General features: G+C 66.2%; 21 protein-coding genes. 18 read left to right on the top strand and 3 right to left on the bottom strand.

Annotated features, from left to right (window positions below; genetic code table 11):
• Window positions 1-7 precede the first annotated feature (7 nt).
• On the top strand, window positions 8-844 hold the full coding sequence (locus BM133_RS30590) for a cytidylate kinase family protein (protein ID WP_093442591.1): 837 nt from the start codon (window positions 8-10) through the stop codon (window positions 842-844).
• Window positions 845-1,000: 156 nt separating this feature from the next.
• Here the strand turns inward: BM133_RS30590 and BM133_RS30595 are convergent, their stop codons facing one another.
• Entirely contained in the window at window positions 1,001-1,609 is a 609-nt protein-coding gene (locus BM133_RS30595) for a Crp/Fnr family transcriptional regulator (RefSeq protein ID WP_093442594.1), read from the bottom strand.
• 152 nt (window positions 1,610-1,761) lie between these two features.
• Between BM133_RS30595 and oxc the strand changes: the two genes are divergently transcribed.
• From oxc to BM133_RS30650, 11 genes are all read left to right on the top strand, one after another.
• A complete protein-coding gene (gene oxc, locus BM133_RS30600) occupies window positions 1,762-3,585 on the top strand; it encodes an oxalyl-CoA decarboxylase (protein WP_093442597.1) in 1,824 nt (607 codons plus the stop codon).
• Window positions 3,586-3,612: 27 nt separating this feature from the next.
• Window positions 3,613-4,869 (top strand): formyl-CoA transferase, encoded by a 1,257-nt coding sequence (gene frc / locus BM133_RS30605; protein ID WP_093442600.1) that lies wholly within the window; start codon window positions 3,613-3,615, stop codon window positions 4,867-4,869.
• Between the two features lie 44 nt (window positions 4,870-4,913).
• The gene (locus tag BM133_RS30610) at window positions 4,914-5,348 is read left to right on the top strand and encodes a PAS domain-containing protein (protein WP_093442603.1); all 435 of its coding nucleotides are present in this window, start codon (window positions 4,914-4,916) and stop codon (window positions 5,346-5,348) included.
• A gap of 15 nt (window positions 5,349-5,363) precedes the next feature.
• Window positions 5,364-6,611: a formyl-CoA transferase gene (frc, locus tag BM133_RS30615; RefSeq protein WP_093442605.1), complete on the top strand. Its 1,248-nt coding sequence runs from the start codon at window positions 5,364-5,366 to the stop codon at window positions 6,609-6,611.
• Window positions 6,612-6,838: 227 nt separating this feature from the next.
• Window positions 6,839-7,171, top strand: coding sequence for an HAD family hydrolase (locus BM133_RS30620; protein ID WP_371286366.1), 333 nt, complete (start codon window positions 6,839-6,841; stop codon window positions 7,169-7,171).
• 10 nt (window positions 7,172-7,181) lie between these two features.
• Window positions 7,182-8,354: an ADP-forming succinate--CoA ligase subunit beta gene (sucC, locus tag BM133_RS30625; RefSeq protein WP_093442608.1), complete on the top strand. Its 1,173-nt coding sequence runs from the start codon at window positions 7,182-7,184 to the stop codon at window positions 8,352-8,354.
• A gap of 1 nt (window position 8,355) precedes the next feature.
• Window positions 8,356-9,255: a succinate--CoA ligase subunit alpha gene (gene sucD, locus BM133_RS30630; RefSeq protein WP_093442611.1), complete on the top strand. Its 900-nt coding sequence runs from the start codon at window positions 8,356-8,358 to the stop codon at window positions 9,253-9,255.
• Between the two features lie 50 nt (window positions 9,256-9,305).
• Entirely contained in the window at window positions 9,306-10,076 is a 771-nt protein-coding gene (locus BM133_RS30635; protein ID WP_093442613.1) for a fumarylacetoacetate hydrolase family protein, read from the top strand.
• Window positions 10,077-10,138: 62 nt separating this feature from the next.
• Window positions 10,139-11,149, top strand: coding sequence for a 2-dehydropantoate 2-reductase (locus BM133_RS30640; protein ID WP_093442616.1), 1,011 nt, complete (start codon window positions 10,139-10,141; stop codon window positions 11,147-11,149).
• A 16-nt stretch (window positions 11,150-11,165) separates the two neighbouring features.
• Window positions 11,166-12,587, top strand: coding sequence for a pyruvate kinase (gene pyk / locus BM133_RS30645; RefSeq protein ID WP_093442618.1), 1,422 nt, complete (start codon window positions 11,166-11,168; stop codon window positions 12,585-12,587).
• A 67-nt stretch (window positions 12,588-12,654) separates the two neighbouring features.
• Entirely contained in the window at window positions 12,655-13,605 is a 951-nt protein-coding gene (locus tag BM133_RS30650) for a LysR family transcriptional regulator (protein ID WP_093442620.1), read from the top strand.
• A 50-nt stretch (window positions 13,606-13,655) separates the two neighbouring features.
• Here BM133_RS30650 and BM133_RS35270 read toward each other — a convergent pair whose 3' ends face one another.
• A complete protein-coding gene (locus BM133_RS35270) occupies window positions 13,656-13,832 on the bottom strand; it encodes a hypothetical protein (protein ID WP_177224989.1) in 177 nt (58 codons plus the stop codon).
• A 694-nt stretch (window positions 13,833-14,526) separates the two neighbouring features.
• On the opposite strand from BM133_RS35270, the gene oxlT reads away from it, so the two are divergent.
• Window positions 14,527-15,816: an oxalate/formate MFS antiporter gene (oxlT, locus tag BM133_RS30655; protein WP_177224990.1), complete on the top strand. Its 1,290-nt coding sequence runs from the start codon at window positions 14,527-14,529 to the stop codon at window positions 15,814-15,816.
• 15 nt (window positions 15,817-15,831) lie between these two features.
• On the opposite strand, the gene BM133_RS30660 is transcribed toward oxlT, so the two are convergent.
• Window positions 15,832-16,068, bottom strand: coding sequence for a hypothetical protein (locus BM133_RS30660; protein WP_093442626.1), 237 nt, complete (start codon window positions 16,066-16,068; stop codon window positions 15,832-15,834).
• A 117-nt stretch (window positions 16,069-16,185) separates the two neighbouring features.
• On the opposite strand from BM133_RS30660, the gene BM133_RS30665 reads away from it, so the two are divergent.
• The 5 genes from BM133_RS30665 to fdhD all read left to right on the top strand — a co-directional run bounded on the left by BM133_RS30665 (window position 16,186) and on the right by fdhD (window position 23,122).
• The gene (locus BM133_RS30665) at window positions 16,186-17,061 is read left to right on the top strand and encodes a LysR family transcriptional regulator (RefSeq protein ID WP_093442627.1); all 876 of its coding nucleotides are present in this window, start codon (window positions 16,186-16,188) and stop codon (window positions 17,059-17,061) included.
• A gap of 161 nt (window positions 17,062-17,222) precedes the next feature.
• Window positions 17,223-17,726, top strand: a complete 504-nt coding sequence (locus BM133_RS30670) for a formate dehydrogenase subunit gamma (protein ID WP_371286367.1) — start codon at window positions 17,223-17,225, stop codon at window positions 17,724-17,726.
• The gene (locus BM133_RS30675) at window positions 17,723-19,282 is read left to right on the top strand and encodes a formate dehydrogenase beta subunit (protein WP_093442630.1); all 1,560 of its coding nucleotides are present in this window, start codon (window positions 17,723-17,725) and stop codon (window positions 19,280-19,282) included. The genes BM133_RS30670 and BM133_RS30675 overlap by 4 nt, the downstream gene beginning before the upstream one ends.
• Window positions 19,283-19,344: 62 nt before the next feature.
• Window positions 19,345-22,221, top strand: coding sequence for a formate dehydrogenase subunit alpha (gene fdhF / locus BM133_RS30680; RefSeq protein ID WP_093442633.1), 2,877 nt, complete (start codon window positions 19,345-19,347; stop codon window positions 22,219-22,221).
• 19 nt (window positions 22,222-22,240) lie between these two features.
• Window positions 22,241-23,122, top strand: a complete 882-nt coding sequence (fdhD, locus tag BM133_RS30685; protein ID WP_093442635.1) for a formate dehydrogenase accessory sulfurtransferase FdhD — start codon at window positions 22,241-22,243, stop codon at window positions 23,120-23,122.
• Window positions 23,123-23,152 lie beyond the last annotated feature (30 nt).

Consider the following 23,152-nt stretch of genomic DNA (forward strand, 5'->3'; position numbering starts at 1 on the left):
CACGCACATGCCAGTCATCGCACTGACCCAGGAGATGGGTTCCCTCGCCAAGGACGTGTCGGTCAAGCTCGCGGAAACGCTCTCGCTTGCCGTGATGCGCCACGAAGTCATCGACCACGTGGCCGAGAAGATGCAGGTCTCCAAGAGCCTCATCGGCCGCCTGCGCGGCGGCAAGGCGGGCCTCCTGGAGCGCCTGAAGACCGACCAGCGCAGCGTCGCGCTCTACACGGCGGACGAGCTCTTCGCGCTGGCCGACCGCGGCAACGTGGTGCTGCGCGGCTGGGGCGCAACGTGCCTCTTGCGGCCCGTGCCGCACGTGGTGTGCGTGCGCATCACGCGCTCGCTCGACAAGCGCGTCGAGTGGCTGATGGGCGACCTGGAAACCGACGACGCCGCGTTCGCCGAAGCCGAGATCCGCCGCAGCGACCAGGCGCACGCGGCGCGCATGCATGCGCAGTTCGGCGTGACCTGGGGCGACCCGGTGCTCTACGACCTGGTGCTCAACACCGACCGCGTGACGGTCGACAGCTGCGTCGAGCAGATCAGCCAGCTGGTGGCGCGGCCCGAGTTCGCGGAGACGCCCGAGTCGCGCACGCTGCTCAAGAACATGGCGCTGCAGGCGCGCGTGAAGGCGGCGTTGAAGGAAGAGACCGAGACCAGCGACATCCGCGTGACGGTCGATGCGAACCAGGGGGAGGTGATCCTGCGCGGCATCGTCCTCAACTCCGAAGAGCGCGCGCAGACCGAAGCGGTTGCGGCCGCGGTGACTGGCGTGACCGGTGTGCACAACCAGCTGCGCCTGATGGCCACTTCCCGCCGTTTCGCATCAGCCAAGCAAACCTGACTTCATAGCAGCCGCGACAAACCAGCGGCGTGCCCCAGTGCGCAGGCATCGGGTGCTCCCCGCAGCGAAATAAAGGAGGAGGGCGAAGCCCGGGGGACATTCGCGGAGGGGAGCACCCGGTGGCCTGTGCACCCACCCTGAATGCCCCCGCGGAAATCAAATCTTCCCGCGCTTGCGAAGCCGACTAAGGGTTTCTGCGGAGAGATTGAGATACGAAGCCAGCTCCTTGCTCGGAATCCGGTCTTCCAGCTCGGGGTGCTTGCGCATGAACCGGTGCACCCGCCCCGGCGCATCCAGCAGGTGCAGCGTGATCGTGTGCGCCATGATCTCGCTCATTCCCTTCATCACCAGGTACTCGAACAGTTCCTTGGTCTGGGCATGCCGGTCGAGAAAGGTGATCCATTCCTTGAGCGGCAGGCTCGCCACGCGGGCCTTGGTGACGCACACGATGCCGTAGGGCGTCGGCGTGCCCAGCCGCAGCGCCGCGTAGCTGGTTTCCATGTCGTGCTCGTCGGCGAAGCGAAGGATCATTTCCTTGCCTTCGGGGTTGCTCACGACGCGTTTGAGGATGCCGTCGAGGATGAAGTACTGCTCCATCTCGCGCACCCCCTGGTGCAACAGGAAATCGCCCTTGTTGCCGTCCACGATCACGAGGTGGGCTTCCAGTTCGGCGCGGTCGCTCTCGCTCAGGTCCTTGAGCAGGACGTTCTGCCGGAGCTGCGCGCGAATGATGTTTTTTTCCGGGTGGTTTTCCAACAACGTCATGGGTCCCGTCTTGCTCGAATTCGCAACAACTTCTGGTTCATCTGGCCGGTGCCGTTTTCCGGAAAGTTGACCGAGGTCAACGCCTGAAAGCATGCCCCCGAATCATAGTCCCGGCTCGGGCCTCGGCCATTCACCAAAGCAGAAGGAGAGACATGTCTTCAGTAAGAACGGACAAAGAGGCATCCACGACCCTGGACGACGCCCTCAAGCCCACGAGCCGGGCCGTTGACGGCGATGCGGTCGTGCGGGCCCTCAAACCGGTTGCGGACGACGCACCGGAGGCCGAAACGATCGACGGCTTCCACCTGGTCATCGATGCGCTGAAGCTGAACGACATCGACACCATCTTCGGCCTCCCCGGCATCCCGATCACCGACCTGACGCGCATGGCGCAGGCCGAGGGCATGCGGGTCATCTCGTTCCGCCACGAGCAGCACGCCGGCAACGCCGCAGCCGCCGCGGGCTTCCTTACGCAAAAGCCCGGCATCTGCCTCACGGTGTCGGCCCCCGGTTTCCTCAACGGCCTCACGGCACTGGCCAACGCGACCACCAACTGCTTCCCGATGATCCTCATCAGCGGATCGAGCGAGCGCGAAATCGTCGACCTGCAGCAGGGCGACTACGAAGAGATGGACCAGTTGGCCATCGCCAAGCCGCTCTGCAAGGCCGCCTTCCGCGTGCTGCATGCCCAAGACATCGGCGTGGGCATCGCCCGCGCCATCCGCTCGGCGCTGTCGGGCCGCCCCGGCGGCGTGTACCTGGACCTGCCGGCCAAGCTCTTCGCGCAGACCATGGACGCGGTCAAGGGCAAGGCATCGCTCATCAAGGTGGTCGATCCGGCACCGCGCCAGATCCCCGCGCCCGACGCCGTCAAGCGCGCGCTCGACCTGCTCAAGGGCGCCAAGAAGCCGCTCATCCTGCTGGGCAAGGGCGCCGCCTACGCACAGGCCGATGCCGACATCCGCGCACTGGTCGAGAAGACGGGTATTCCCTACCTCCCGATGTCGATGGCCAAGGGCCTCCTGCCCGACACGCACGCGCAATCGGCCGCGGCCGCGCGCTCCTACGTGCTGCAAGAGGCCGACGTGGTGCTGCTCATCGGCGCGCGCCTGAACTGGCTGCTCTCGCACGGCAAGGGCAAGACCTGGGCCGAGGACAAGGGCGCCAAGCAGTTCATCCAGATCGACATCGCACCGACCGAGATCGACAGCAACGTGGCCATCGCCGCGCCGGTGATCGGCGACATCGGCTCCTGCGTGGCGGCCCTCCTGGGCGGCATCGATGCCAAGTGGGCCAAGCCGCCGACCGAATGGACCGGCGCCATCGCCGAGCGCAAGGACAAGAACCTCTCCAAGATGGCCGTGACGCTCGCCGCGCGTCCGTCGCCGATGAACTTCCACAGCGCGCTCAGCGTGATCCGCGACCAGGTGAAGGCCCGCCCCGACGCCATCGTGGTGAACGAAGGCGCCAACACGCTGGACTTCGCGCGCAGCATCGTGGACATGTACGAGCCGCGCAAGCGCCTCGATGTGGGCACCTGGGGGATCATGGGCATCGGCATGGGCTTTGCCGTGGCCGCCGCCGTGGTCACCGACAAGCCGGTGATCGCCATCGAGGGCGACAGCGCCTTCGGCTTCAGCGGCATGGAGGTGGAAACCATCTGCCGCTACAACCTGCCGATCTGCATCATCGTTTTCAACAACAACGGCGTGTACCGCGGCACCGACGTGAACGCGAGCGGCACTGCCGACGTGGCGCCCACCGTGTTCGTGAAGAACGCGCGCTACGACAAGCTGATGGAAGCCTTCGGCGGCGTGGGCGTCAACGCCACCACCGCCGACGAGCTGCAGAAGGCCCTCACCGAGGCCGTCGCCTCGCGCCGCCCGACCCTCATCAACGCCGTCATCGACGAGACCGCGGGCACGGAAAGCGGGCGCATCACGAGCCTGAACCCCGCCACGGCGAAGAAGAAGTAATTACCAAATCCATCCAGGAGATATCACATGAGCGACAACAAACCCCTCAACGGCATCAAGATCATCGACTTCACGCACGTGCAGGCGGGCCCCGCCTGCACGCAGATGCTGGCCTGGTTCGGCGCCGACGTCATCAAGGTCGAGCGCCCCGGCGCCGGCGACGTCACGCGCTCGCAACTGCGCGACATCCCGGATGTGGACGCGCTCTACTTCACCATGCTCAACAGCAACAAGCGCTCGCTCACGCTGGACACCAAGCAGCCCGAAGGCAAGCTGGTGCTGGAGAAGCTCATCAAGGAATCGGACGTGCTGGTGGAGAACTTCGGCCCCGGCGCGCTGGACCGCATGGGCTTCACCTGGGAGCGCATCCAGGAACTGAACCCCAAGATGATCGTCGCCTCGGTCAAGGGCTTCAGCGACGGCCACCACTACGAAGACCTGAAGGTGTATGAGAACGTCGCGCAGTGCGCCGGCGGCGCCGCATCGACCACCGGCTTCTGGGACGGCCCGCCGACCGTGAGCGCTGCGGCGCTGGGCGACAGCAACACCGGCATGCACCTGGCCATCGGCATCCTGACGGCCATCATCGGCCGCGAGCAGACCGGCAAGGGCCAGCGCGTGGCCTGCTCGATGCAGGACGCAGTGCTCAACCTCTGCCGCGTGAAGATGCGCGACCAGCAGCGCCTGGACCGCCTCGGCTACCTGGAGGAATACCCGCAATACCCGCACGGCACGTTCAGCGACGTGGTGCCGCGCGGCGGCAATGCCGGCGGCGGCGGCCAGCCGGGCTGGGTGCTCAAGTGCAAGGGCTGGGAGACCGACCCGAACGCCTACATCTACTTCACCATCCAGGGCCACGCCTGGGCGCCGATCTGCGACGCCATCGGCAAGCCCGAATGGAAGACCGACCCCGACTACGCGACCCCCAAGGCGCGCCAGCCGCACATCACCGACATCTTCGCGACCATCGAGGTCTGGCTGGCCGAGAAGACCAAGTTCGAGGCGGTCGACATCCTGCGCAAGTTCGACATTCCATGCGCGCCGGTGCTGACGATGAAGGAACTGCTGAACGACGAATCGCTGCGCGCCAGCGGCTCCATCGTCGAAGTGCCGCACAAGGAGCGCGGCAGCTACTTCACCGTGGGCAGCCCGATCAAGTTCTCGGACCTGAAGCCCGAGATCACCGGATCGCCCCTCCTGGGCGAGCACACCGAGGAAGTGCTGGCCGAGCTGGGCTACTCGAAGGCCCAGATCACGAGCCTGCGCGAAGCCAAGGCCGTCTGAGGCCGCAGCGAAAAGACATAGAGAGAAAGAAGCGGGAGCACACCTTGTCGTCATCGACCGTCGATCTGAACCAACTCGTTGCCGGAGCCGGCGACGCGATCATGGTCTGCGATGCCGAGGGTGCCATCACGCTGTGGAACAAGGCTGCCGAGCGCATCTTCGGCTTTACCGAAGCCGAAGCGCTCGGGCAGTCGCTGGACATCATCATCCCCATGCGACAACGCCAGCGGCATTGGGATGGCTATCACAAGACGATGGAAACGGCGGTCACCAGATACGGTGCCGACGTGCTGCGCGTGCCCGCCCTGCACAAGGACGGGCATACCCTTTCCATCGCCTTCACGGTCTCCATGCTGTTCGCCCAGGATCAACAGGTTTCAGGCATCGTCGCCATCGTGCGCGACGAAACCGCCCGCTTCGCCGAGGAGCGCAAGTTGCGCGCCCGTCTGGTAGAAGTCGAAGCCGCGACGAACAAATAAGACAGGAGACACACGATGAGCAAGGCACTCGAAGGCGTTCGCATTCTCGACTTCACCCATGTGCAGTCGGGCCCCACCTGCACGCAACTGCTGGCATGGTTCGGCGCCGACGTGATCAAGGTCGAGCGCGCCGGCGAAGGCGACGCCACGCGCGGGCAGCTGCGGGACATTCCCGGTGTGGACAGCCTCTACTTCACGATGCTGAACCACAACAAGCGCTCGATCACGCTGGACACCAAGAACCCCAAGGGCAAGCAGGTCCTGGACACGCTGATCAAGACCTGCGACGTGCTGGTGGAGAACTTCGCGCCCGGCGCACTGGACCGCATGGGCATCACCTGGGCGCACATCCAGAAGCTCAACCCGCGGATGATCGTCGCGTCGGTCAAGGGCTTCGGCCCCGGCAAGTACGAGCACTGCAAGGTCTACGAGAACGTCGCGCAATGCGCCGGCGGCGCCGCGTCGACCACCGGCTTCGAGGACGGCCCGCCCGTCGTCACCGGCGCGCAGATCGGCGACAGCGGCACCGGGCTGCACCTGGCGCTGGGCATCGTCGCCGCGCTCTACCAGCGCAACAACACCGGGCGCGGCCAGCAGGTGCTCGCGCCGATGCAGGACGCCGTGCTCAACCTGTGCCGCGTGAAGATGCGCGACCAGCAGCGCCTGGAGCGCACCGGCACCATGCACGAGTACCCGCAGTACCCGGACGGCAAGTTCGGCGACGCGGTGCCGCGCGCGGGGAACGCATCGGGCGGCGGGCAGCCGGGCTCCATCCTCAAGTGCAAGGGCTGGGAGACCGACCCGAACGCCTACATCTACTTCATCACGCAGGGCGCGGTGTGGCCTGCCGTCTGCAAGGTGATCGGCGAGGAGAGCTGGATCACCGACGAGGCCTACGCCACGCCGGCCGCGCGCTTGCTGCACCTGAAGCCGATCTTCGCGCGCATCGAGCAATGGACCATGACCAAGACCAAGTTCGAGGCCATGGACATCCTCAACGAGTTCGACATCCCGTGCGGCCCGATTCTCTCCATGAAGGAAATCGCCGCGGACGAATCGCTGCGCGAGACGGGGACCATCGTCGAGGTGGACCACCCGACGCGCGGCAAGTACCTGACGGTGGGCAACCCCATCAAGATGTCCGACAGCGCGACCGACGTGACCCGTGCGCCGCTGTTGGGCGAGCACACGGAAGAGGTGCTGCGTCAATTGGGATATGGCGTCGACGAAATCGCCATGCTGCGCACAGAGCGCGTGATTTGAATCGACAGCACGCGCCGACCGACCGATAAATAAAGTGTTCCTTGCAAATGGCGAAAGCCATTTGCAATGGATGACTGCGCCCTTTTTTGCCAATTCACATATAACGCATGGCAAATGCATTCAATAAAATAGTTTAACTATTATTTATCGATCATCGAATCTACATTTTGATCATGCCGACCCGCCACCCATTTGTCGCCCGGCATTCAATTTCCAGGAGAAATTTCATGATGATCGATGATGCGCCCATTCAATACTGGAGCTCCGAGACGGAGCGCAACGCCTACAACGCGGCCTTCTACGAGCTGGGCCTGCGCTGGCACTGGGATCGCGAAACCTATTGCCAATTGCTGCGCCAGAGCCAGGACGGCCCCGAGCGCGTGTGCCATTACCTCAGCACGCACCAGCCGCATCTGCTGCGCGCCTACGACGCCAAATCGCTGGCCGAGGTGATCGAGCAGAAGAAGGAAGTGCACCAGCAGCGCGAATTGAGCCAGGGCCTCGGAAACCGGCGCTATTTCAATTGGGCCGAAAGCCACGGCGCCGAATTGGGCGCGTAAAGCAATTGCCATGAATATCCACGAATACCAGGGCAAGGACGTATTGCGCAAATACGGCGTCACCACGCCCCGTGGATTCGCCTGCGCATCGGCCGACGAAGCCGCCGACGCCGCCACCCGCCTGGGCGGCCGCGCCTGGGTGGTGAAGGCGCAGATCCACGCCGGCGGCCGCGGCAAGGGCGGCGGCGTGAAGCTCGCGTGGTCGGTGGACGAAGTGCGCCGGCACGCGAGCCAGATGCTCGGCATGACGCTCAAGACCCACCAGACGGGCCCCGAAGGCCGCGTGGTGAAGCGCCTGCTGGTGGAAGAGGGCATCGAGGTCGACAAGGAGCTCTACCTCGCCATGGTGGTCGACCGCGAAGCGGGCCGCGTGGCGCTGATGGCCTCCAGCGAAGGCGGCATGGACATCGAAGAGGTCGCCGCGCGCACGCCCGGCAAGATCCACAAGGTGCTCATCGATCCGGCGACGGGCCTGAAGGGCAGCGAGGCCGACATCGTGGCGCGCAGCATCGGTCTCTCGGGCAAGTCGGTGATGCAGGCGCGCACGCTGATGCAGAACCTCTACCAGGCGTTCGACGCGAGCGATGCGTCGCTCGCCGAGATCAACCCGCTGGTCGTGACGCGCGACGGCCGGGTGATCGCGCTGGACGCCAAGTTCAACTTCGATCCGAACGCGCTCTATCGCCAGCCCGAGATCGTGGCGATGCGCGACTTCGACGAGGAAGACCCGGCCGAGGTCGAGGCGTCGCGTTTCGATCTCTCGTACATCGCGCTGGACGGCGACATCGGCTGCCTGGTGAACGGCGCGGGCCTGGCGATGGCGACGATGGACGTGATCAAGCTGTACGGCGGTTCGCCCGCCAACTTCCTGGATGTGGGCGGCGGCGCGACGGCCGAGAAAGTGACGCAGGCCTTCAAGCTGATGCTGCGCAACCCCAACCTGCGCGCGATCCTGGTCAACATCTTCGGCGGGATCATGAAGTGCGACGTGATCGCGCGGGGCGTGATCGCCGCCGCGCGCGAGGTCGAGCTCTCGGTGCCGCTCGTGGTGCGCATGAAGGGCACCAACGAGAGCCTGGGCCGCACGATCCTTGCGCAATCGGGCCTGCCGATCCTCACGGCCGACGACATGGCGGATGCCGCCCAACAGGCCGTGGCTGCAGCCCGGCGGAGGAGCAACTGAAATGTCGATCCTCGTCAACAAGCACACCCGCGTCCTCACGCAGGGCATCACCGGCAAGACCGGCCAGTTCCACACAGCGATGTGCCGCGACTACGGCAACGGCCAGAAGTGCTTCGTCGCGGGCGTGAACCCGAACAAGGCGGGCAAGTCCTTCGACGGCATTCCGGTCTTCGGCACGGTGAAGGACGCGAAGGCGGAAACCGGCGCCACCGTGTCGGTGATCTACGTGCCGCCGCCGTTCGCGGCGGCCGCGATCGACGAAGCCGTCGATGCGGGAATGGAGCTGGTCATCTGCATCACCGAAGGCATTCCGGTGCGCGACATGATGCGCACGCGCCACCGCATGGAGGGCAGCAGGACGCTCCTGCTCGGGCCGAACTGCCCGGGGCTGATCACGCCCGACGAAATCAAGATCGGGATCATGCCGGGGCACATCCACCAGCGCGGGCGCATCGGCGTGGTGTCGCGCTCGGGCACGCTGACCTACGAAGCGGCGAGTCAATTGGCGCGCTTCGGCATCGGGCAATCGACGGTGGTGGGCATCGGCGGCGATCCGGTGGGCGGGTTGAAGCACATCGACGTGCTCAAGATGTTCAACGACGACCCGCGCACCGACGCCGTGATCATGGTCGGCGAGATCGGCGGCAACGAAGAAGAGATCTGCGCGCACTGGATCAAGGACCACATGCGCAAGCCCGTGGTCGGCTTCATCGCCGGCGCCACCGCGCCGCCCGGCAAGCGCATGGGCCACGCGGGCGCCATCGTCTCGGGCGGGCGCGGCACCGCGCAGGAAAAACTCGCGGTGATGAAGGCGTGCGGCATCCACGTGACCAGCAATCCGGCGGAGATGGGGAAGCTGCTCGCATCGCTCGTCATTCCCGACTACCTCCCGTTCGACTGATCGATCCGATCCGTCGAACGGCCCGCAGATTTCAAGAAAGCACACAACAAATGAAACAGCAGCAATGGGTCCGTTTTGAAGATGCCGGCAAGGCCACGTTCGGCACCGTGCAGGGCGATGCGGTGCACGAGCACCAGGGCGACATGTACGGAAGCTGCGAGCCCACGGGCCGGGTGTTCGTGCTCGCGGGCCTGAAGCTGCTCACGCCCAGCGAGCCCACGAAGGTGATCGCGCTGTGGAACAACTTCCATGCGCTCGGCGCGAAGCTGAGCCTGCCGGTTCCCGCGGAGCCGCTCTATCTGCTGAAGGCGCCCAATTCCTTCGCGGCCCACGGCGATGCGATCCGAAAGCCCCTGTGCGAGGGCAAGGTGGTGTTCGAGGGCGAACTGGGCATCGTCATCGGCAAGACCGCCACCGCCGTGGCCGAGGCCGATGCGCTGGACCACGTGTTCGGCTACACCTGCGCCAACGACGTGACCGTCGCCGACATCCTGAACCGCGACGCATCCTTCGCCCAGTGGGTGCGCGCCAAGGGCTTCGACACCTTCTGCCCGATGGGTCCGGTAGTGGCCACCGGCCTCGATCCTGCAACGCTCGTCGTGACCACCGTGCTCAATGGCGAGGAGCGCCAGAACTACCCGATCAGCGACATGCGCTTTTCCGTGCAGCAGCTGGTCAGCCTGATCTCGCAGGACATGACGCTGAACCCCGGCGACGTGATCCTGTGCGGCACCTCGGTGGGCGTCGGCTCGATGAAGCCGGGCAGCCAGGTGGAGATCGGCATCGAAGGCATCGGCAAGCTCTCCAACCGCTTCGGCTGAGACGAAGAAAAAGGGGAGCCTTGCCGGCCTCGGCAACGCATTCAAAACTACTGGGGATCGACATGAAGATTGCAGTCATCGGCGCAGGCGCCATCGGCGGCCTGGTCGGCGCGAAACTCGCGCTGGCCGGGGAGGACGTCACGTTCATCGTGCGGGGCGCGAACCTCTCGGCCATCAAGGCGAACGGCTTCAAGCTGGTCTCGGCCGAAGGCCAGGAGCAGGTCGCGCGCAACGTGAAGGCCACCGACAGCTACGAGGAGGCCGGCCCGCAGGACATCGTCGTCCTCGCGATGAAGGCGCACCAGGTCGAGGCCGTGGCCAACGACGTGCCCAAGCTCTTCGGCCCCGAGACGATGGTGGTGACGATGCAGAACGGCATTCCGTACTGGTACTTCCACAACCACGGCGGCGCGCTCGCGGGCACGCCGGTGCGCAGCGTCGACCCCACGGGGCTGGTGGGCGCGAAGGTGCCGGCCGAGCGGGTGATCGGGTGCGTGGTGTATCCCGCGTCCGAACTCATTGCGCCCGGCGTGGTGAAGCACATCGAAGGCGATCGCTTCCCGGTCGGCGAGCTCGACGGCTCGTCGAGCGAGCGCGTGAACCGTGTCTCGGCCTGCTTCACCGGCGCGGGCTTCAAGGCACCGGTGCTGGACAACATCCGCGCCGAGATATGGCTCAAGCTGTGGGGCAACCTCACCTTCAACCCGATCAGCAGCCTCTCGCATTCGACGCTGGTGGACATCTGCCAGTACCCGCCCTCGCGCGACCTGGCCGCCGCGATGATGCGCGAGGCCCAGGCCGTCGCGCACAAGCTGGGCATCGAGTTCCGCGTGACGCTGGAAAAGCGCATCGCCGGCGCCGAGAAGGTCGGCAAGCACAAGACCTCGATGCTGCAGGACGTCGAGGCCGGCCGCGCGCCGGAGATCGATGCGCTGGTGGGCGCGGTGGTCGAGCTGGCGCGCCTGACCGACACCTCGACGCCGCACATCGACACCGTCTACACGCTGGTGAAATTGCTGGCGCGCACGATGGAAGACCAGCGCGGCCAGGTCCGGCTTCGCGAAATGGCATGAGAAAGAGCAACACACCATGAGACGCACACGCAGCGCAAAGATCGTCGCCACGCTCGGCCCGGCCACCCCCGACGAGCAAGCCATTCGCGCGCTGTTCGAGCGCGGCGTGGATGTGTTCCGGCTGAACTTCAGCCACGGCTCGCAGCACGACCATGCGCGCCGGCTGGAGGCCATCCGCCGGCTCGAGCAGGAGTTCGGCCGGCCCATCGGCGTGCTGCTGGACCTGCAGGGCCCCAAGCTCAGGCTGGGCACCTTCGAGGGCGGGCGCGCGCAACTGGAGGCGGGGCGGCGCTTTCGCCTCGACATGGACACCAGGACGAGCGGCGACTACCGCCGCGCGCCGCTGCCGCACCCCGAGATCTTCGCGGCGCTGCAGGCCGGCACCGACCTGCTGCTGGACGACGGCAAGCTGCGCCTGCGCGTGGAGAGCCACGGCGCCGATTTTGCGGAGACCACCGTCATCGTCGGCGGGCCGATCTCCGACCGCAAAGGCGTGAACGTGCCGAGCGTGCTGCTGCCGATTTCGCCGCTCACGCCGAAGGACCGCGACGACCTGGATTTCGGTCTCTCGATGGGCGTGGACTGGGTGGCGCTCTCGTTCGTGCAACGGCCCGAGGACATCACCGAGGCGCGCGAGATCATCGGCAAGCGCGCCTGGATCATGGCCAAGCTGGAGAAGCCCGCCGCCATCGAGCACCTGGACGGCATCGTCGCGCTGGCCGACGGCATCATGGTCGCGCGCGGCGACCTCGGCGTGGAGCTGCCGCCCGAGCAGGTGCCGGAGCTCCAGCGCCGCATCGTGCGCGCCTGCCGCCAGCACGGAAAGCCCGTGGTGGTGGCCACGCAGATGCTCGAATCGATGATCGCGGCGCCCGTGCCCACGCGCGCCGAAGTGTCCGACGTGGCGACGGCCATCTACGACGGCGTCGATGCGGTGATGCTCTCGGCCGAATCGGCCTCGGGCAAGTACCCGCTGGAGGCGGTCGGCATGATGGACCGCATCGTCGCGCGCGTGGAGGGCGACCCGTCGTACCGCACCGGCATCGATGCCACGCACGACGTGGCGCTGTCGACCACGGCCGATGCCGTGTGCGCCTCGATGCGCCAGGTGGCCGCGCTGCTCGCGCCGGCCGCCACCGTCACCTACACCTCCTCGGGCTTCACGAGCCTGCGCGCTGCGCGCGAGCGGCCGGCGGTGCCGATCCTGAGCTTGACGCCCGACGTCGCCGCCGCGCGCCGCATGGCGATGGTCTGGGGCGTGCACGCGGCGCTGGTCGATGACGTGCACGACGTGGCCGAGATGATCGACTGCGCCTGCCGCACCGCGCAGGCCGAAGGCTTCGCGAAGGCGGGCGACGACGTGGTGGTGGTGGCGGGGTTGCCCTTCGGTTTGTCGGGCACGACGAACCTGTTGCACGTCGCGCGAATTCCGGTGTGACAACCGGCGGCCGGGAGGGCGCGCGCTGTACGATCGCGCTTCGATTGCAGCCCCTCTTTTTCTCCCGATGAAGCATGCGACCCTGCGCCAGTTGAAGGTCTTCGAGGCCGTCGCGCGGCTCTTGAGTTTTTCGCGTGCGGCGGAAGAGCTTCACCTCACGCAACCCGCCGTCTCCACGCAGGTCGCCAAGCTCGAGGAGCACGCGGGCAACGTGCTGTTCGAGCAGTTCGGCAAGAAGATCTTCCTGACGCCCGCGGGTGCCGAGCTGCTGCAGATCAGCCGCGCGATCATCCAGCAGTTCGAGGCGGCCGAGAACGCGATGATGCAGTTCAAGGGCGTCTCGGGCGGCAAGCTCAACGTGGGGGTCATCAGCGCGGGCGACTACTTCTTTCCGCGCCTCCTGGTGGAGTTCGCGAGCCGCCACCGCGGCGTGACGCTGAACTTCACCGTGCACAACCGCGAAGGGCTGCTCACCCACATTGCGGACAACCTCACCGACCTCGCGATCATGGTGCGGCCGCCCACCGATCTGGACACGTCGAACCAGGCCTTTGCGCCGCACCCTTATGTGATCGTCGCGCCGCCGACGCATCCGCTGGTGGGCGTGCCGGGCATTCCGTTGAAGCGCCTGATGCGCGAGCCGTTCGTGGTGCGCGAGAAGGCATCGGACACCTGGCATTCGATGGAGGACGGCTTCGGGCGCGAGCTGGAGCACATCAACATCGCGATGGAGATCCGCAGCACCGAGACGATCAAGCAGGCGGTGATCGCGGGCATGGGCGTGAGCTTCGTCTCGGCGCACACCATCAGCCAGGAGCTGAAGGCCGGCAGCCTCTGCGTGCTCGATGTGGAAGGCTTTCCGCTGATGCTCAACTGGTACGTGGTGCATCGCCGCACCAAGCGCCTGCCGCCGGTGGCGCAGGCCTTCAAGGACTTTCTGCTGAGCGATGGCGCATCGCTGATCTCGCAGATCGTGCCGTTCAAGCCTTTGCGATCACATCTGCAATCACAGCCCTGAAAAAACAAAAGAGCGCATGAAGCGCTCTTTGTCTTTGGGGCGGGGCACGATCAGTTGGTCAGTGCGCTGCGGATGCTCTTGCGGTGTTGCACGAGTGCGGCGCGGGCTGCCTTGTACATGATCACGATGGGCATCGCGGCGACCAGGTCGCGCAGCGCATCTTCGTTGGTGGTGGTGGCGGGCGATGCGTTGCGGATCGCGCGGGAATCGAGGGTGGTGTTGCTCATGGAAATGCTCCTGAAGGTTGAATCAAAAAGACTGAAGGGATTACCCGCAATTTTAGGGTTTACCCTAGACGCACGCAAACGCTGATTTCGCGTTTCTTGACCTAGGTCAATTTTTCTCCTTGCAAATGGGCATTGCAAGCCCGTATTCGGGGCCTTTGTTCGGGGCGTGTGCGCAGGCCACCGGGTACTCCCCTCCGCGAATGTCCTCCGGCCTTCGGCCTCCCCCTTGATTTCGCTGCGGGGAGCACCCGATGCCCTGCGCACTGGGCACGCTGCGGTGATCGGCCGATCAACGACCGCCCTGATGAGGTCGCGGTGATGGTGGGCCCTGTTTCGCGAAATCAAGGGGGAGGCCGCAGGCCGGAGGACATTCGCGAAACAGAGCCCACCGTCGCCGTGATCTCGCCCTGAACAACAGCGCCAAAAGCCACCCAACGCAAGCGCATGCGGATGTTCGTTTGCTAGGGATATCACGGGGGTCCCAACAGCTCGCGATTCGTGTGAACTTGACTGCGGTCAAGAGTTTTTGAGTCGTGCCGTCCGACAGTCATCCACGCGCAAAAACAAGTGATTCATTTCTCTTTTTTCACTCGACTGATTGCGTCGTTTTTCCCGAGACCGTCGGACTCATCAAAACATTAAGGACAACGCCATGACTCGGCCAACAACCACGATTGCGGGTTCCAATCCCGCGATGTATCCACCATCGGATTCCACCCACGGTGTCACCGCCAAACGATCCGAGGCGTACCGATGGGGACAGTTGCTGATCGGCATCGTCTGCATGGCGATGATCGCGAACCTGCAGTACGGCTGGACCCTTTTCGTCAACCCCATCGCTGAAAAGCACGGCTGGAGCCGCGCAGCGATCCAGGTGGCCTTCACTATCTTCGTGCTCACCGAAACCTGGCTCGTGCCCATCGAGGGCTACCTGGTCGACCGCTTCGGCCCGCGCCCCGTGGTGCTCGTGGGCGGCGTGCTCTGCGGTCTGGGCTGGGTGCTGAATTCGTTCGCTGCCTCCCTCCCGATGCTCTACATCGCGGCGGCCGTCGGCGGCATCGGCGCCGGTGCGGTGTACGGCACCTGCGTGGGCAATGCGCTCAAGTGGTTCCCCGATCGCCGCGGGCTCGCAGCGGGCATGACCGCCGCGGGCTTCGGCGCCGGCTCGGCCCTCACGATCATCCCCATCTCCGTGATGATCAAGACCAGCGGCTACGAGTCTGCGTTTCTGTATTTTGGGATCGGTCAGGGCGTGATCGTCTTCGCCCTGGCCTGGTTGCTCACCCGCGCACCCGACCACGTGAAGGCGGCATCCACCAGCCGCAACGTCCAGCAGTCGCAGCGCGACTACTCGCCCGCCGAAGTGCTGCGCTCGCCCATCTTCTGGGTGATGTACGCGATGTTCGTGATGGTGGCGGCCGGCGGCTTGATGGCCACCGCGCAGCTCGGACCGATCGCGCAGGACTTCAAGATCATGGACGTACCGGTCAACATCATGGGACTGGTATTGCCCGCGCTGACTTTCGCCCTGGCGATCGACCGCGTGCTCAACGGCTTGACGCGGCCCTTCTTCGGCTGGGTCTCCGACAAGATCGGACGCGAGCAGACGATGTTCATCGCCTTCGCGCTCGAATCGGTCGGCATCCTGGCGCTGTACTACTACGGCCAGAACCCCATCCTCTTCGTGCTGCTGACCGGCATGGTGTTCTTCGCCTGGGGCGAGATCTACAGCCTGTTCCCCTCGACCTGCGCCGACACCTTCGGCTCCAAGTTCGCCGCGTCCAACGCCGGCATGCTCTACACCGCCAAGGGCACGGCCTCGCTGCTGGTGCCGCTGTCCAGCGTGCTCGCCGCATCCACCGGCAGCTGGCATGCGGTGTTCATCGTTGCCAGCGCGGTCAATGCGGCCGCGGCGCTGATGGCGTGGTTCGTGTTGCGCCCGATGCGCCGCAAGCACATCGAGGCCAGCCGCCAGGCGTCGTAACGCCATCGTCGTTCTTCAGCGAAGGCCGATGCGCGAGGCGCGCGAGCGCAGCACATCGGCTCGCCACGGGTCGGTGGCTTCGAGGGTGTCCGCCGCGACCTGCAAGGCGCGCATCTGCTCCACGTCCTCGATGAGCTTGCGGGGGCTGAGCAAAGCCTCCACGAGCATGAAGGCCTCGTCGGCAAGGCTCCTGAGCGCATCGGCGAGGCGCCCGGCGCCCTTCGCTTGCATGGACTGACCAAGGGTCGGCATGACTGGCTCCCAGGTTGCGTTGAAATGGCCTTCATCTTCTGTCCGGCCGCTGCATAAGTAAAACGAGATTAATTGCCAGTTGAATGCAAAAATAATGCATTCAAAGAGGGCGCCTCGATGGACATCAACCTGGCCCGGACCTTTCTCGCGATCGTCGAGACACGCAGCTTCCAGCGCGCCGCGGAGCGCCTGCATGTGACGCAGACCTCGGTGAGCGCTCGCGTGCGAACGCTCGAAGAACTGCTCGGACGCAAGCTCTTCGTGCGCAACAAGTCCGGGGCAGCCCTCACGCGCGCGGGCGAACAATTCCTGCCGCACGCGACCACGCTGGTGCAGGTGTGGGAGCGGGCGCGCCACCAGGTGGCGGTGCCCGACGGCAGCCAGGCGGTGCTCGCGGCCGGCTGCGAGATCAGCCTGTGGGACCCGCTGTTGCTGCGCTGGCTGCTGTGGCTGCGGCAGACCGCGCCGCAGCTGGCCATTCGCACCGAGGTCGGCTTTCCGCAGGACCTGCTGGACAAGGTGGCGGGCGGCGTGCTCGATGTCGCCATCGTCTATGCGCCGCAGCAGCGGCCGGGGCTGCGCGTGGAATTGCTCATCGAGGAAAAGCTCGTGATGGTCACCACCGCCAGGCGCCCGCGCGTGCCGCGGCCGGCGGACTACGTGTACGTCGACTGGGGGCCGGAGTTCGCGGCGCAGCACGGCCTCGCGTTCCCCGAGCTTTCCAACGCGGCGGTGAAGGCCGGCCTCGGCCCGCTCGGGCGCGAGTACTTGCTCGCTGCAGGCGGCACGGGCTACTTCCGGCTCGACGTGGTGCGCGGCCACCTCGAATCGGGGCACCTGCGGCGCGTGCCGAACACGCCGGAGTTCCTCTACCCCGCGTATGCCGTCTACGCAGTGGGGGCCGACCCGGCCATCGTCGAGCCGGCGCTCGCGGGGCTGCGCGAGGTCTCGGCCGGTGGCGCCCGGCCCCTTGTTTCCGGGAAATTGACCTGAGTCAAGGCCTTTGCCTGCGTATTCCCCGACAGTGCCCTCAGAGCGGGAAACCGCAATTTTTCCTAGGGCAATCGGCAGTGTCTGCGAGCGGTTTCGGTCGTAGGATGAAAAAGCCGGGACAGCGAGACCACGATGAATAAAAACCCGGCAAGGAGCGCCGCATGAACGAAGTGGGCCGACACGCCACGATGAGCGAATCCGATGAACTGGCCGCGGTGCGCCAGGTGCTGCAGGAGCGCGCCGAAGAGCCGGGGGCGTTGCTCCCGATCCTTCACGACGTGCAGGACGCGCTGGGCTACATCCCGCCGCACACCGTGACCACGATCGCCGAGGGCGTGAACCTCTCGCGCGCCGAAGTGCACGGCGTCATCACCTATTACCACCACTTTCGCTCCGCACCCGCGGCGCGCCACGTGATCCAGATCTGCCGGGCCGAGGCCTGCCAGTCGATGGGCGCCGATGCGCTGCTGGCCCACGCCGAGCTGCGCCTGGGCTGCAGCGCGCACGGCGGCACCTCGAAGAACGGCACGTTCACGCTGGAGCCGGCCTTCTGCCTGGGCCTGTGCGCCTCGTCGCCCGCGATGACGATCAACGAAGAACCGCACGCACGCATGACCACGCGTTCGTTCGATGCGCTGGTGGCGCAGTACGGAGACTGCGCATGAGCATCACCATTTACGTACCGCGCGATTCCGCCGCGCTGGCAGTGGGCGCGGAGCGCGTGGCCGAGCGCATCGCGCAGGAGGCGGCCGTGCGCGGCATCTCTTTCGGCATGGTGCGCAACGGTTCGCGCGGCCTGTTCTGGCTGGAACCGATGGTCGAGGTGAGCACGCCCGCTGGCCGCGTGGCCTACGGCCCCGTGACCATCGACGACGTGGCCGATCTCTTCGATGCGGGCTTTGCCGAAGGCGCGCAGACGCATCCGCTGTCGCTCGGCCTGGCCGAAGAAATTCCTTATCTGAAGAAGCAGGAGCGCCTGACCTTCGCGCGCATGGGCATCACCGATCCCGTGTCCGTTGCCGACTACGAAGCGCACGAAGGCTATGCGGGCCTGCGCCGCGCGCTGGGCCTGAAGCCCGAAGAGGTGGTGCAGCAGGTGCTCGACTCGGGACTGCGCGGCCGCGGCGGCGCAGCCTTTCCGGCCGGCATCAAGTGGAAGACCGTGATGGCCACGCCGGCCGCGCAGAAGTACATCGTCTGCAATGCCGACGAAGGCGACTCGGGCACCTTCTCCGACCGCATGACGATGGAGGGCGATCCGCTCATGCTCATCGAGGGCATGACCATCGCGGGCATCGCCACCGGCGCGACCAAGGGCTATGTCTACATCCGCTCCGAATACCCGCACGCCATCGCGACGATGAACGAGGCGATCCGCGCGGCAGAAGCCGCCGGCTTCCTCGGCGAGAACATCCTGGGCTCGGGCCAGACCTTCTGGCTCGAAGTGCGCAAGGGCGCGGGCTCGTATGTGTGCGGCGAAGAAACCGCGCTGCTCGAAAGCCTGGAAGGCAAGCGCGGCATCGTGCGCGCCAAGCCGCCGCTGCCGGCGATCACCGGTCTCTTCGGACAGCCGACGCTCATCAACAACGTGATCACGCTCGCGAGCGTGCCGCTGATCCTGGCGCGCGGCGCGGAGTACTACCGCGACTTCGGCGTCGGCCGTTCGCGCGGCACGCTGCCGATGCAACTGGCCGGCAACATCAAGCATGGCGGCCTGGTCGAGAAGGCCTTCGGCGTCACGCTGCGCGAGCTGCTGTACGACTACGGCGGCGGCTCCGCCTCGGGCCGGCCGATCAAGGCGGTGCAGGTGGGCGGGCCGCTGGGTGCGTACCTCCCCGAATCGCAATGGGACCTGCCGCTGGACTACGAGGCCTACGCGGCCGTGGGCGGCACCGTGGGCCACGGCGGCATCGTGGTGCACGACGACACGGCCGACCTCTCCAAGCTCGCGCGCTATGCGATGGAGTTCTGCGCCATCGAGTCGTGCGGCAAGTGCACGCCGTGCCGCATCGGCTCGACCCGCGGCGTGGAGGTGATCGACAAGATCCGCGCGGACAACAAGCGCGTGGAGCACGTCATCCTCTTGCGCGACCTGTGCAACACCATGGTCCACGGTTCGCTGTGCGCCATGGGGGGCATGACGCCGTTCCCGGTGCTTTCCGCACTCGACCATTTCCCACAGGACTTCGGTCTCGTGGTCCCCGATCGCAAAGCTGCTTGAACGCAACGCAACGCAACGCATCGCGCACCGCACAGCACACAAGCAGCAGGAGACAAGAACACATGCTCGACCATCTCAAAGAAATCGACTACGGCACCCCCAAACGCGAATCGACGCGCGAAGTGACGCTGGAGATCGACGGCAACGAAGTCACCGTGCCCGCGGGCACCTCGCTCATGCGCGCGGCCGTGGATGCCGGCATCAACGTGCCCAAGCTCTGCGCCACCGACAGCCTGGAGCCCTTCGGCTCGTGCCGCCTGTGCCTGGTCGAGATCGAAGGCCGCAAGGGCTTTCCGGCCTCGTGCACCACGCCGGCCGAAGCCGGCATGAAGGTGCGCACGCAAACGCCCAAGCTGCAGGACCTGCGCAAGGGCGTGATGGAGCTGTACATCTCCGACCATCCGCTGGATTGCCTCACCTGCTCGGCCAACGGCAACTGCGAGCTGCAGGACATGGCGGGCGTCACGGGCCTTCGCAACGTGCGCTACGGCTTCGATGGCGCGAACCACCTGAAGGACCAGAAGGACGAGTCGAACCCGTACTTCACCTACGACCCTTCCAAGTGCATCGTCTGCAACCGGTGCGTCCGCGCCTGCGAGGAAACGCAGGGCACCTTCGCACTGACCATCAGCGGCCGCGGCTTCGAGTCGCGCGTGTCGCCGGGCCAGGACGAAGCCTTCATGGATTCGGAATGCGTGAGCTGCGGCGCCTGCGTCGATGCGTGCCCCACGGCCACGCTGCAGGAGAAGTCGGTGATCTGGCTCGGCCAGCCCGAGCACAGCATCATCACCACCTGCGCGTACTGCGGGGTGGGCTGCGCCTTCAAGGCCGAGATGAAGGGCAACGAAGTCGTGCGCATGACGCCGTGGAAAGACGGCAAGGCCAACGAAGGCCACTCGTGCGTGAAGGGCCGCTTCGCCTGGGGCTACGCCACGCACCAGGACCGCATGCTCAAGCCGATGATTCGCAAGAACATCAGCGACCCGTGGCAGGAGGTGAGCTGGGAGACCGCGCTCGGCTACGCCGCCGGCGAATTCAAGCGCCTGCAGGCCAAGTACGGCAAGGACTCCATCGGCGGCATCACCTCGTCGCGCTGCACGAACGAAGAGACGTACCTCGTGCAGAAGCTCGTGCGCGCGGCCTTCGGCAACAACAACGTGGACACCTGCGCCCGCGTGTGCCACTCGCCCACGGGCTACGGACTGAAGCAGACGCTCGGTGAATCGGCCGGCACGCAGACCTTCAAGTCGGTGGAGAAGGCCGACGTGATCATGGTGATCGGCGCCAACCCGACCGACGGCCACCCGGTGTTCGCCTCGCGCATGAAGAAGCGCCTGCGCGAAGGCGCCAAGCTGATCGTGGTCGATCCGCGCCGCATCGACATCGTGAAGTCGCCGCACGTGAAGGCCTCGCACCACCTGCAGCTCAAGCCCGGCACCAACGTGGCCGTGGTCACCGCGCTCGCGCACGTCATCGTGACCGAGGGGCTCGCGGCCGACGCCTTCATCGCCGAGCGCTGCGACACCGCTTCGTTCGCCGCCTGGAGAGACTTCGTCGCGCAGCCCGAGCAGTCGCCCGAGGCCACCGAGAAGGCCACCGGCGTGCCGGCCGCCGAAATGCGCGCCGCCGCGCGCCTCTTTGCGAGTGCCGCCAACGGCGCGATCTTCTACGGCCTGGGCGTGACCGAGCACAGCCAGGGCTCCACCACCGTGATGGGCATCGCCAACCTCGCGATGGTCACCGGCAACGTGGGCCGCGAAGGCGTGGGCGTGAACCCGCTGCGCGGCCAGAACAACGTGCAGGGCGCGTGCGACATGGGCTCGTTCCCGCACGAGCTGCCGGGCTACCGCCACGTGTCGGACAGCACCACGCGCGCCTCGTTCGAAGCGGCCTGGGGCGTGACCATCGACCCGGAGCCGGGCCTGCGCATTCCCAACATGTTCGACTCCGCCATCGGCGGCGGCTTCAAGGGCCTGTACTGCGAGGGCGAGGACATCGTGCAGTCGGACCCCAACACGCAGCACGTGGCCGCGGCCATGATGGCGATGGAGTGCGTGGTGGTGCAGGACATGTTCCTGAACGAAACCGCCAAGTACGCGCACGTGTTCCTGCCGGGTTCGTCGTTCCTGGAGAAGGACGGCACCTTCACCAATGCCGAGCGCCGCATCTCGCGCGTTCGCAAGGTGATGCCGCCGAAGGCGGGCCTGGCCGACTGGGAGATCACCGTGAAGCTCGCGCAGGCGCTGGGCTACCCCATGAGCTACAAGAGCCCCGAGGACATCATGGCCGAGATCGCCGCGCTGACGCCGACCTTCCACGGCGTGAGCTACAAGCGCCTGGACGAACTGGGCAGCATCCAGTGGCCCTGCAACGACGACGCGCCCGAAGGCACGCCGACGATGCACATCGACACCTTCGTGCGCGGCAAGGGCCGCTTCATCGTCACGCAGTACGTGGCCACCGACGAGAAGGTGACGCGCAAGTTCCCGCTGCTGCTGACGACCGGGCGCATCCTCTCGCAATACAACGTGGGCGCGCAGACGCGCCGCACCGACAACAACCTGTGGCATGGCGAAGACCGGCTGGAGATCCATCCGCACGACGCGGAAGAACGCGGCGTGAAGGACGACGACTGGGTCGGCATCCAGAGCCGCGCGGGCGAGACGGTGCTGCGCGCCACGGTGTCCGAGCGCATGCAGCCGGGCGTGGTCTACACGACCTTCCACTTCCCCGAGTCGGGCGCCAACGTGATCACCACCGACAACTCCGACTGGGCCACCAACTGCCCCGAGTACAAGGTGACAGCCGTGCAGGTGATGCCGGTGATGCAGCCTTCGAGCTGGCAGCAGGAGTACAGCCGCTTCAACAAGACGCAGATCGACCTGGCGACCGCAGGTGCGTTGCCGGAAAAACGCAACGAGACGGTTCCGGCCAAGTAGACGGCAGGCAGCAACGGGCATGAACATCGCCACCTTGCCGGCCGCCGAAGGCGCCGACACCTTCTGCGAAGGCGCGCTGCTGCTGCCGGTGCACGGCGTGCGCGGCGGCGAGGCCTATGCGGTGCAGGACTGGGTGGCCGAGGAAGTGCCGGTGGCGCTGGAGTTCAACGGCATCTCGCACGCGGTGATGCTCGCGACGCCGCTGGACCTGGAAGACTTCGCGCTCGGCTTCTCGCTCGGCGAAGGCATCCTGGATGCGGCGCACGAGCTCTACGCGGTGGAGATTGCGCCTTCGGATCTCGGCATCACGGTGCGTCTGCAGGTATCGAGCGCGGCGTTCACGCGCTTGAAGCAGCGGCGCCGCACGATCGCGGGCCGTACCGGCTGCGGCCTGTGCGGCACCGAGAGCCTGGCGCACGTCTCGCGCGAACTGCCAGTGCTCGGCGATGCCGTGGCGCTCGAGCGCCAGGCCATCGCGCGTGCGATGTCGCAGTTCCAGTCGCTGCAGACCTTGCAGCAGGCCACGGGCGCGGTGCATGCGGCGGCGTGGTGCTCGGCCGAGGGCGAGGTGATGTGGCTGCGCGAAGACGTGGGCCGCCACAACGCGCTGGACAAGCTCATCGGCGCGCTCGCGAGCAACGACGTCGATGCATCGACGGGCTTCATCGCCGTCACCAGCCGCGCGAGCTTCGAGATGGTGCAGAAGACCGCGATGGCGGGCGTGCCGCTGCTGGCGGCGGTATCTGCGCCCACTTCGTTCGCGGTGGCCACGGCGGAACGCGCGCGGCTCACGCTGGTCGGCTTCGCGCGCAAGGACGACCTGGCCGTCTACAGCCACCCCGGGCGCGTGACGACGACGGCCGGACAGGCATCCACACCGACCGGACGCCGCGCGCACTGACACCGACGCGAGCGAGCGACCGGCAATTTC

The sequence above is a fragment of the Variovorax sp. 770b2 genome (assembly GCF_900115685.1).
GTDB lineage: Bacteria > Pseudomonadota > Gammaproteobacteria > Burkholderiales > Burkholderiaceae_C > Variovorax.

Coding starts and splice junctions, on each gene's coding strand:
- BM133_RS30590 (WP_093442591.1), top strand. CDS start 8: ATGCCAGTCATCGCACTGACCCAGGAGATGGGTTCCCTCGCCAAGGAC.
- BM133_RS30595 (WP_093442594.1), bottom strand. CDS start 1,609: ATGACGTTGTTGGAAAACCACCCGGAAAAAAACATCATTCGCGCGCAG.
- oxc (WP_093442597.1), top strand. CDS start 1,762: ATGTCTTCAGTAAGAACGGACAAAGAGGCATCCACGACCCTGGACGAC.
- frc (WP_093442600.1), top strand. CDS start 3,613: ATGAGCGACAACAAACCCCTCAACGGCATCAAGATCATCGACTTCACG.
- frc (WP_093442605.1), top strand. CDS start 5,364: ATGAGCAAGGCACTCGAAGGCGTTCGCATTCTCGACTTCACCCATGTG.
- BM133_RS30620 (WP_371286366.1), top strand. CDS start 6,839: ATGATGATCGATGATGCGCCCATTCAATACTGGAGCTCCGAGACGGAG.
- sucC (WP_093442608.1), top strand. CDS start 7,182: ATGAATATCCACGAATACCAGGGCAAGGACGTATTGCGCAAATACGGC.
- sucD (WP_093442611.1), top strand. CDS start 8,356: ATGTCGATCCTCGTCAACAAGCACACCCGCGTCCTCACGCAGGGCATC.
- BM133_RS30635 (WP_093442613.1), top strand. CDS start 9,306: ATGAAACAGCAGCAATGGGTCCGTTTTGAAGATGCCGGCAAGGCCACG.
- BM133_RS30640 (WP_093442616.1), top strand. CDS start 10,139: ATGAAGATTGCAGTCATCGGCGCAGGCGCCATCGGCGGCCTGGTCGGC.
- pyk (WP_093442618.1), top strand. CDS start 11,166: ATGAGACGCACACGCAGCGCAAAGATCGTCGCCACGCTCGGCCCGGCC.
- BM133_RS30650 (WP_093442620.1), top strand. CDS start 12,655: ATGAAGCATGCGACCCTGCGCCAGTTGAAGGTCTTCGAGGCCGTCGCG.
- BM133_RS35270 (WP_177224989.1), bottom strand. CDS start 13,832: ATGAGCAACACCACCCTCGATTCCCGCGCGATCCGCAACGCATCGCCC.
- oxlT (WP_177224990.1), top strand. CDS start 14,527: ATGTATCCACCATCGGATTCCACCCACGGTGTCACCGCCAAACGATCC.
- BM133_RS30660 (WP_093442626.1), bottom strand. CDS start 16,068: ATGCCGACCCTTGGTCAGTCCATGCAAGCGAAGGGCGCCGGGCGCCTC.
- BM133_RS30665 (WP_093442627.1), top strand. CDS start 16,186: ATGGACATCAACCTGGCCCGGACCTTTCTCGCGATCGTCGAGACACGC.
- BM133_RS30670 (WP_371286367.1), top strand. CDS start 17,223: ATGAACGAAGTGGGCCGACACGCCACGATGAGCGAATCCGATGAACTG.
- BM133_RS30675 (WP_093442630.1), top strand. CDS start 17,723: ATGAGCATCACCATTTACGTACCGCGCGATTCCGCCGCGCTGGCAGTG.
- fdhF (WP_093442633.1), top strand. CDS start 19,345: ATGCTCGACCATCTCAAAGAAATCGACTACGGCACCCCCAAACGCGAA.
- fdhD (WP_093442635.1), top strand. CDS start 22,241: ATGAACATCGCCACCTTGCCGGCCGCCGAAGGCGCCGACACCTTCTGC.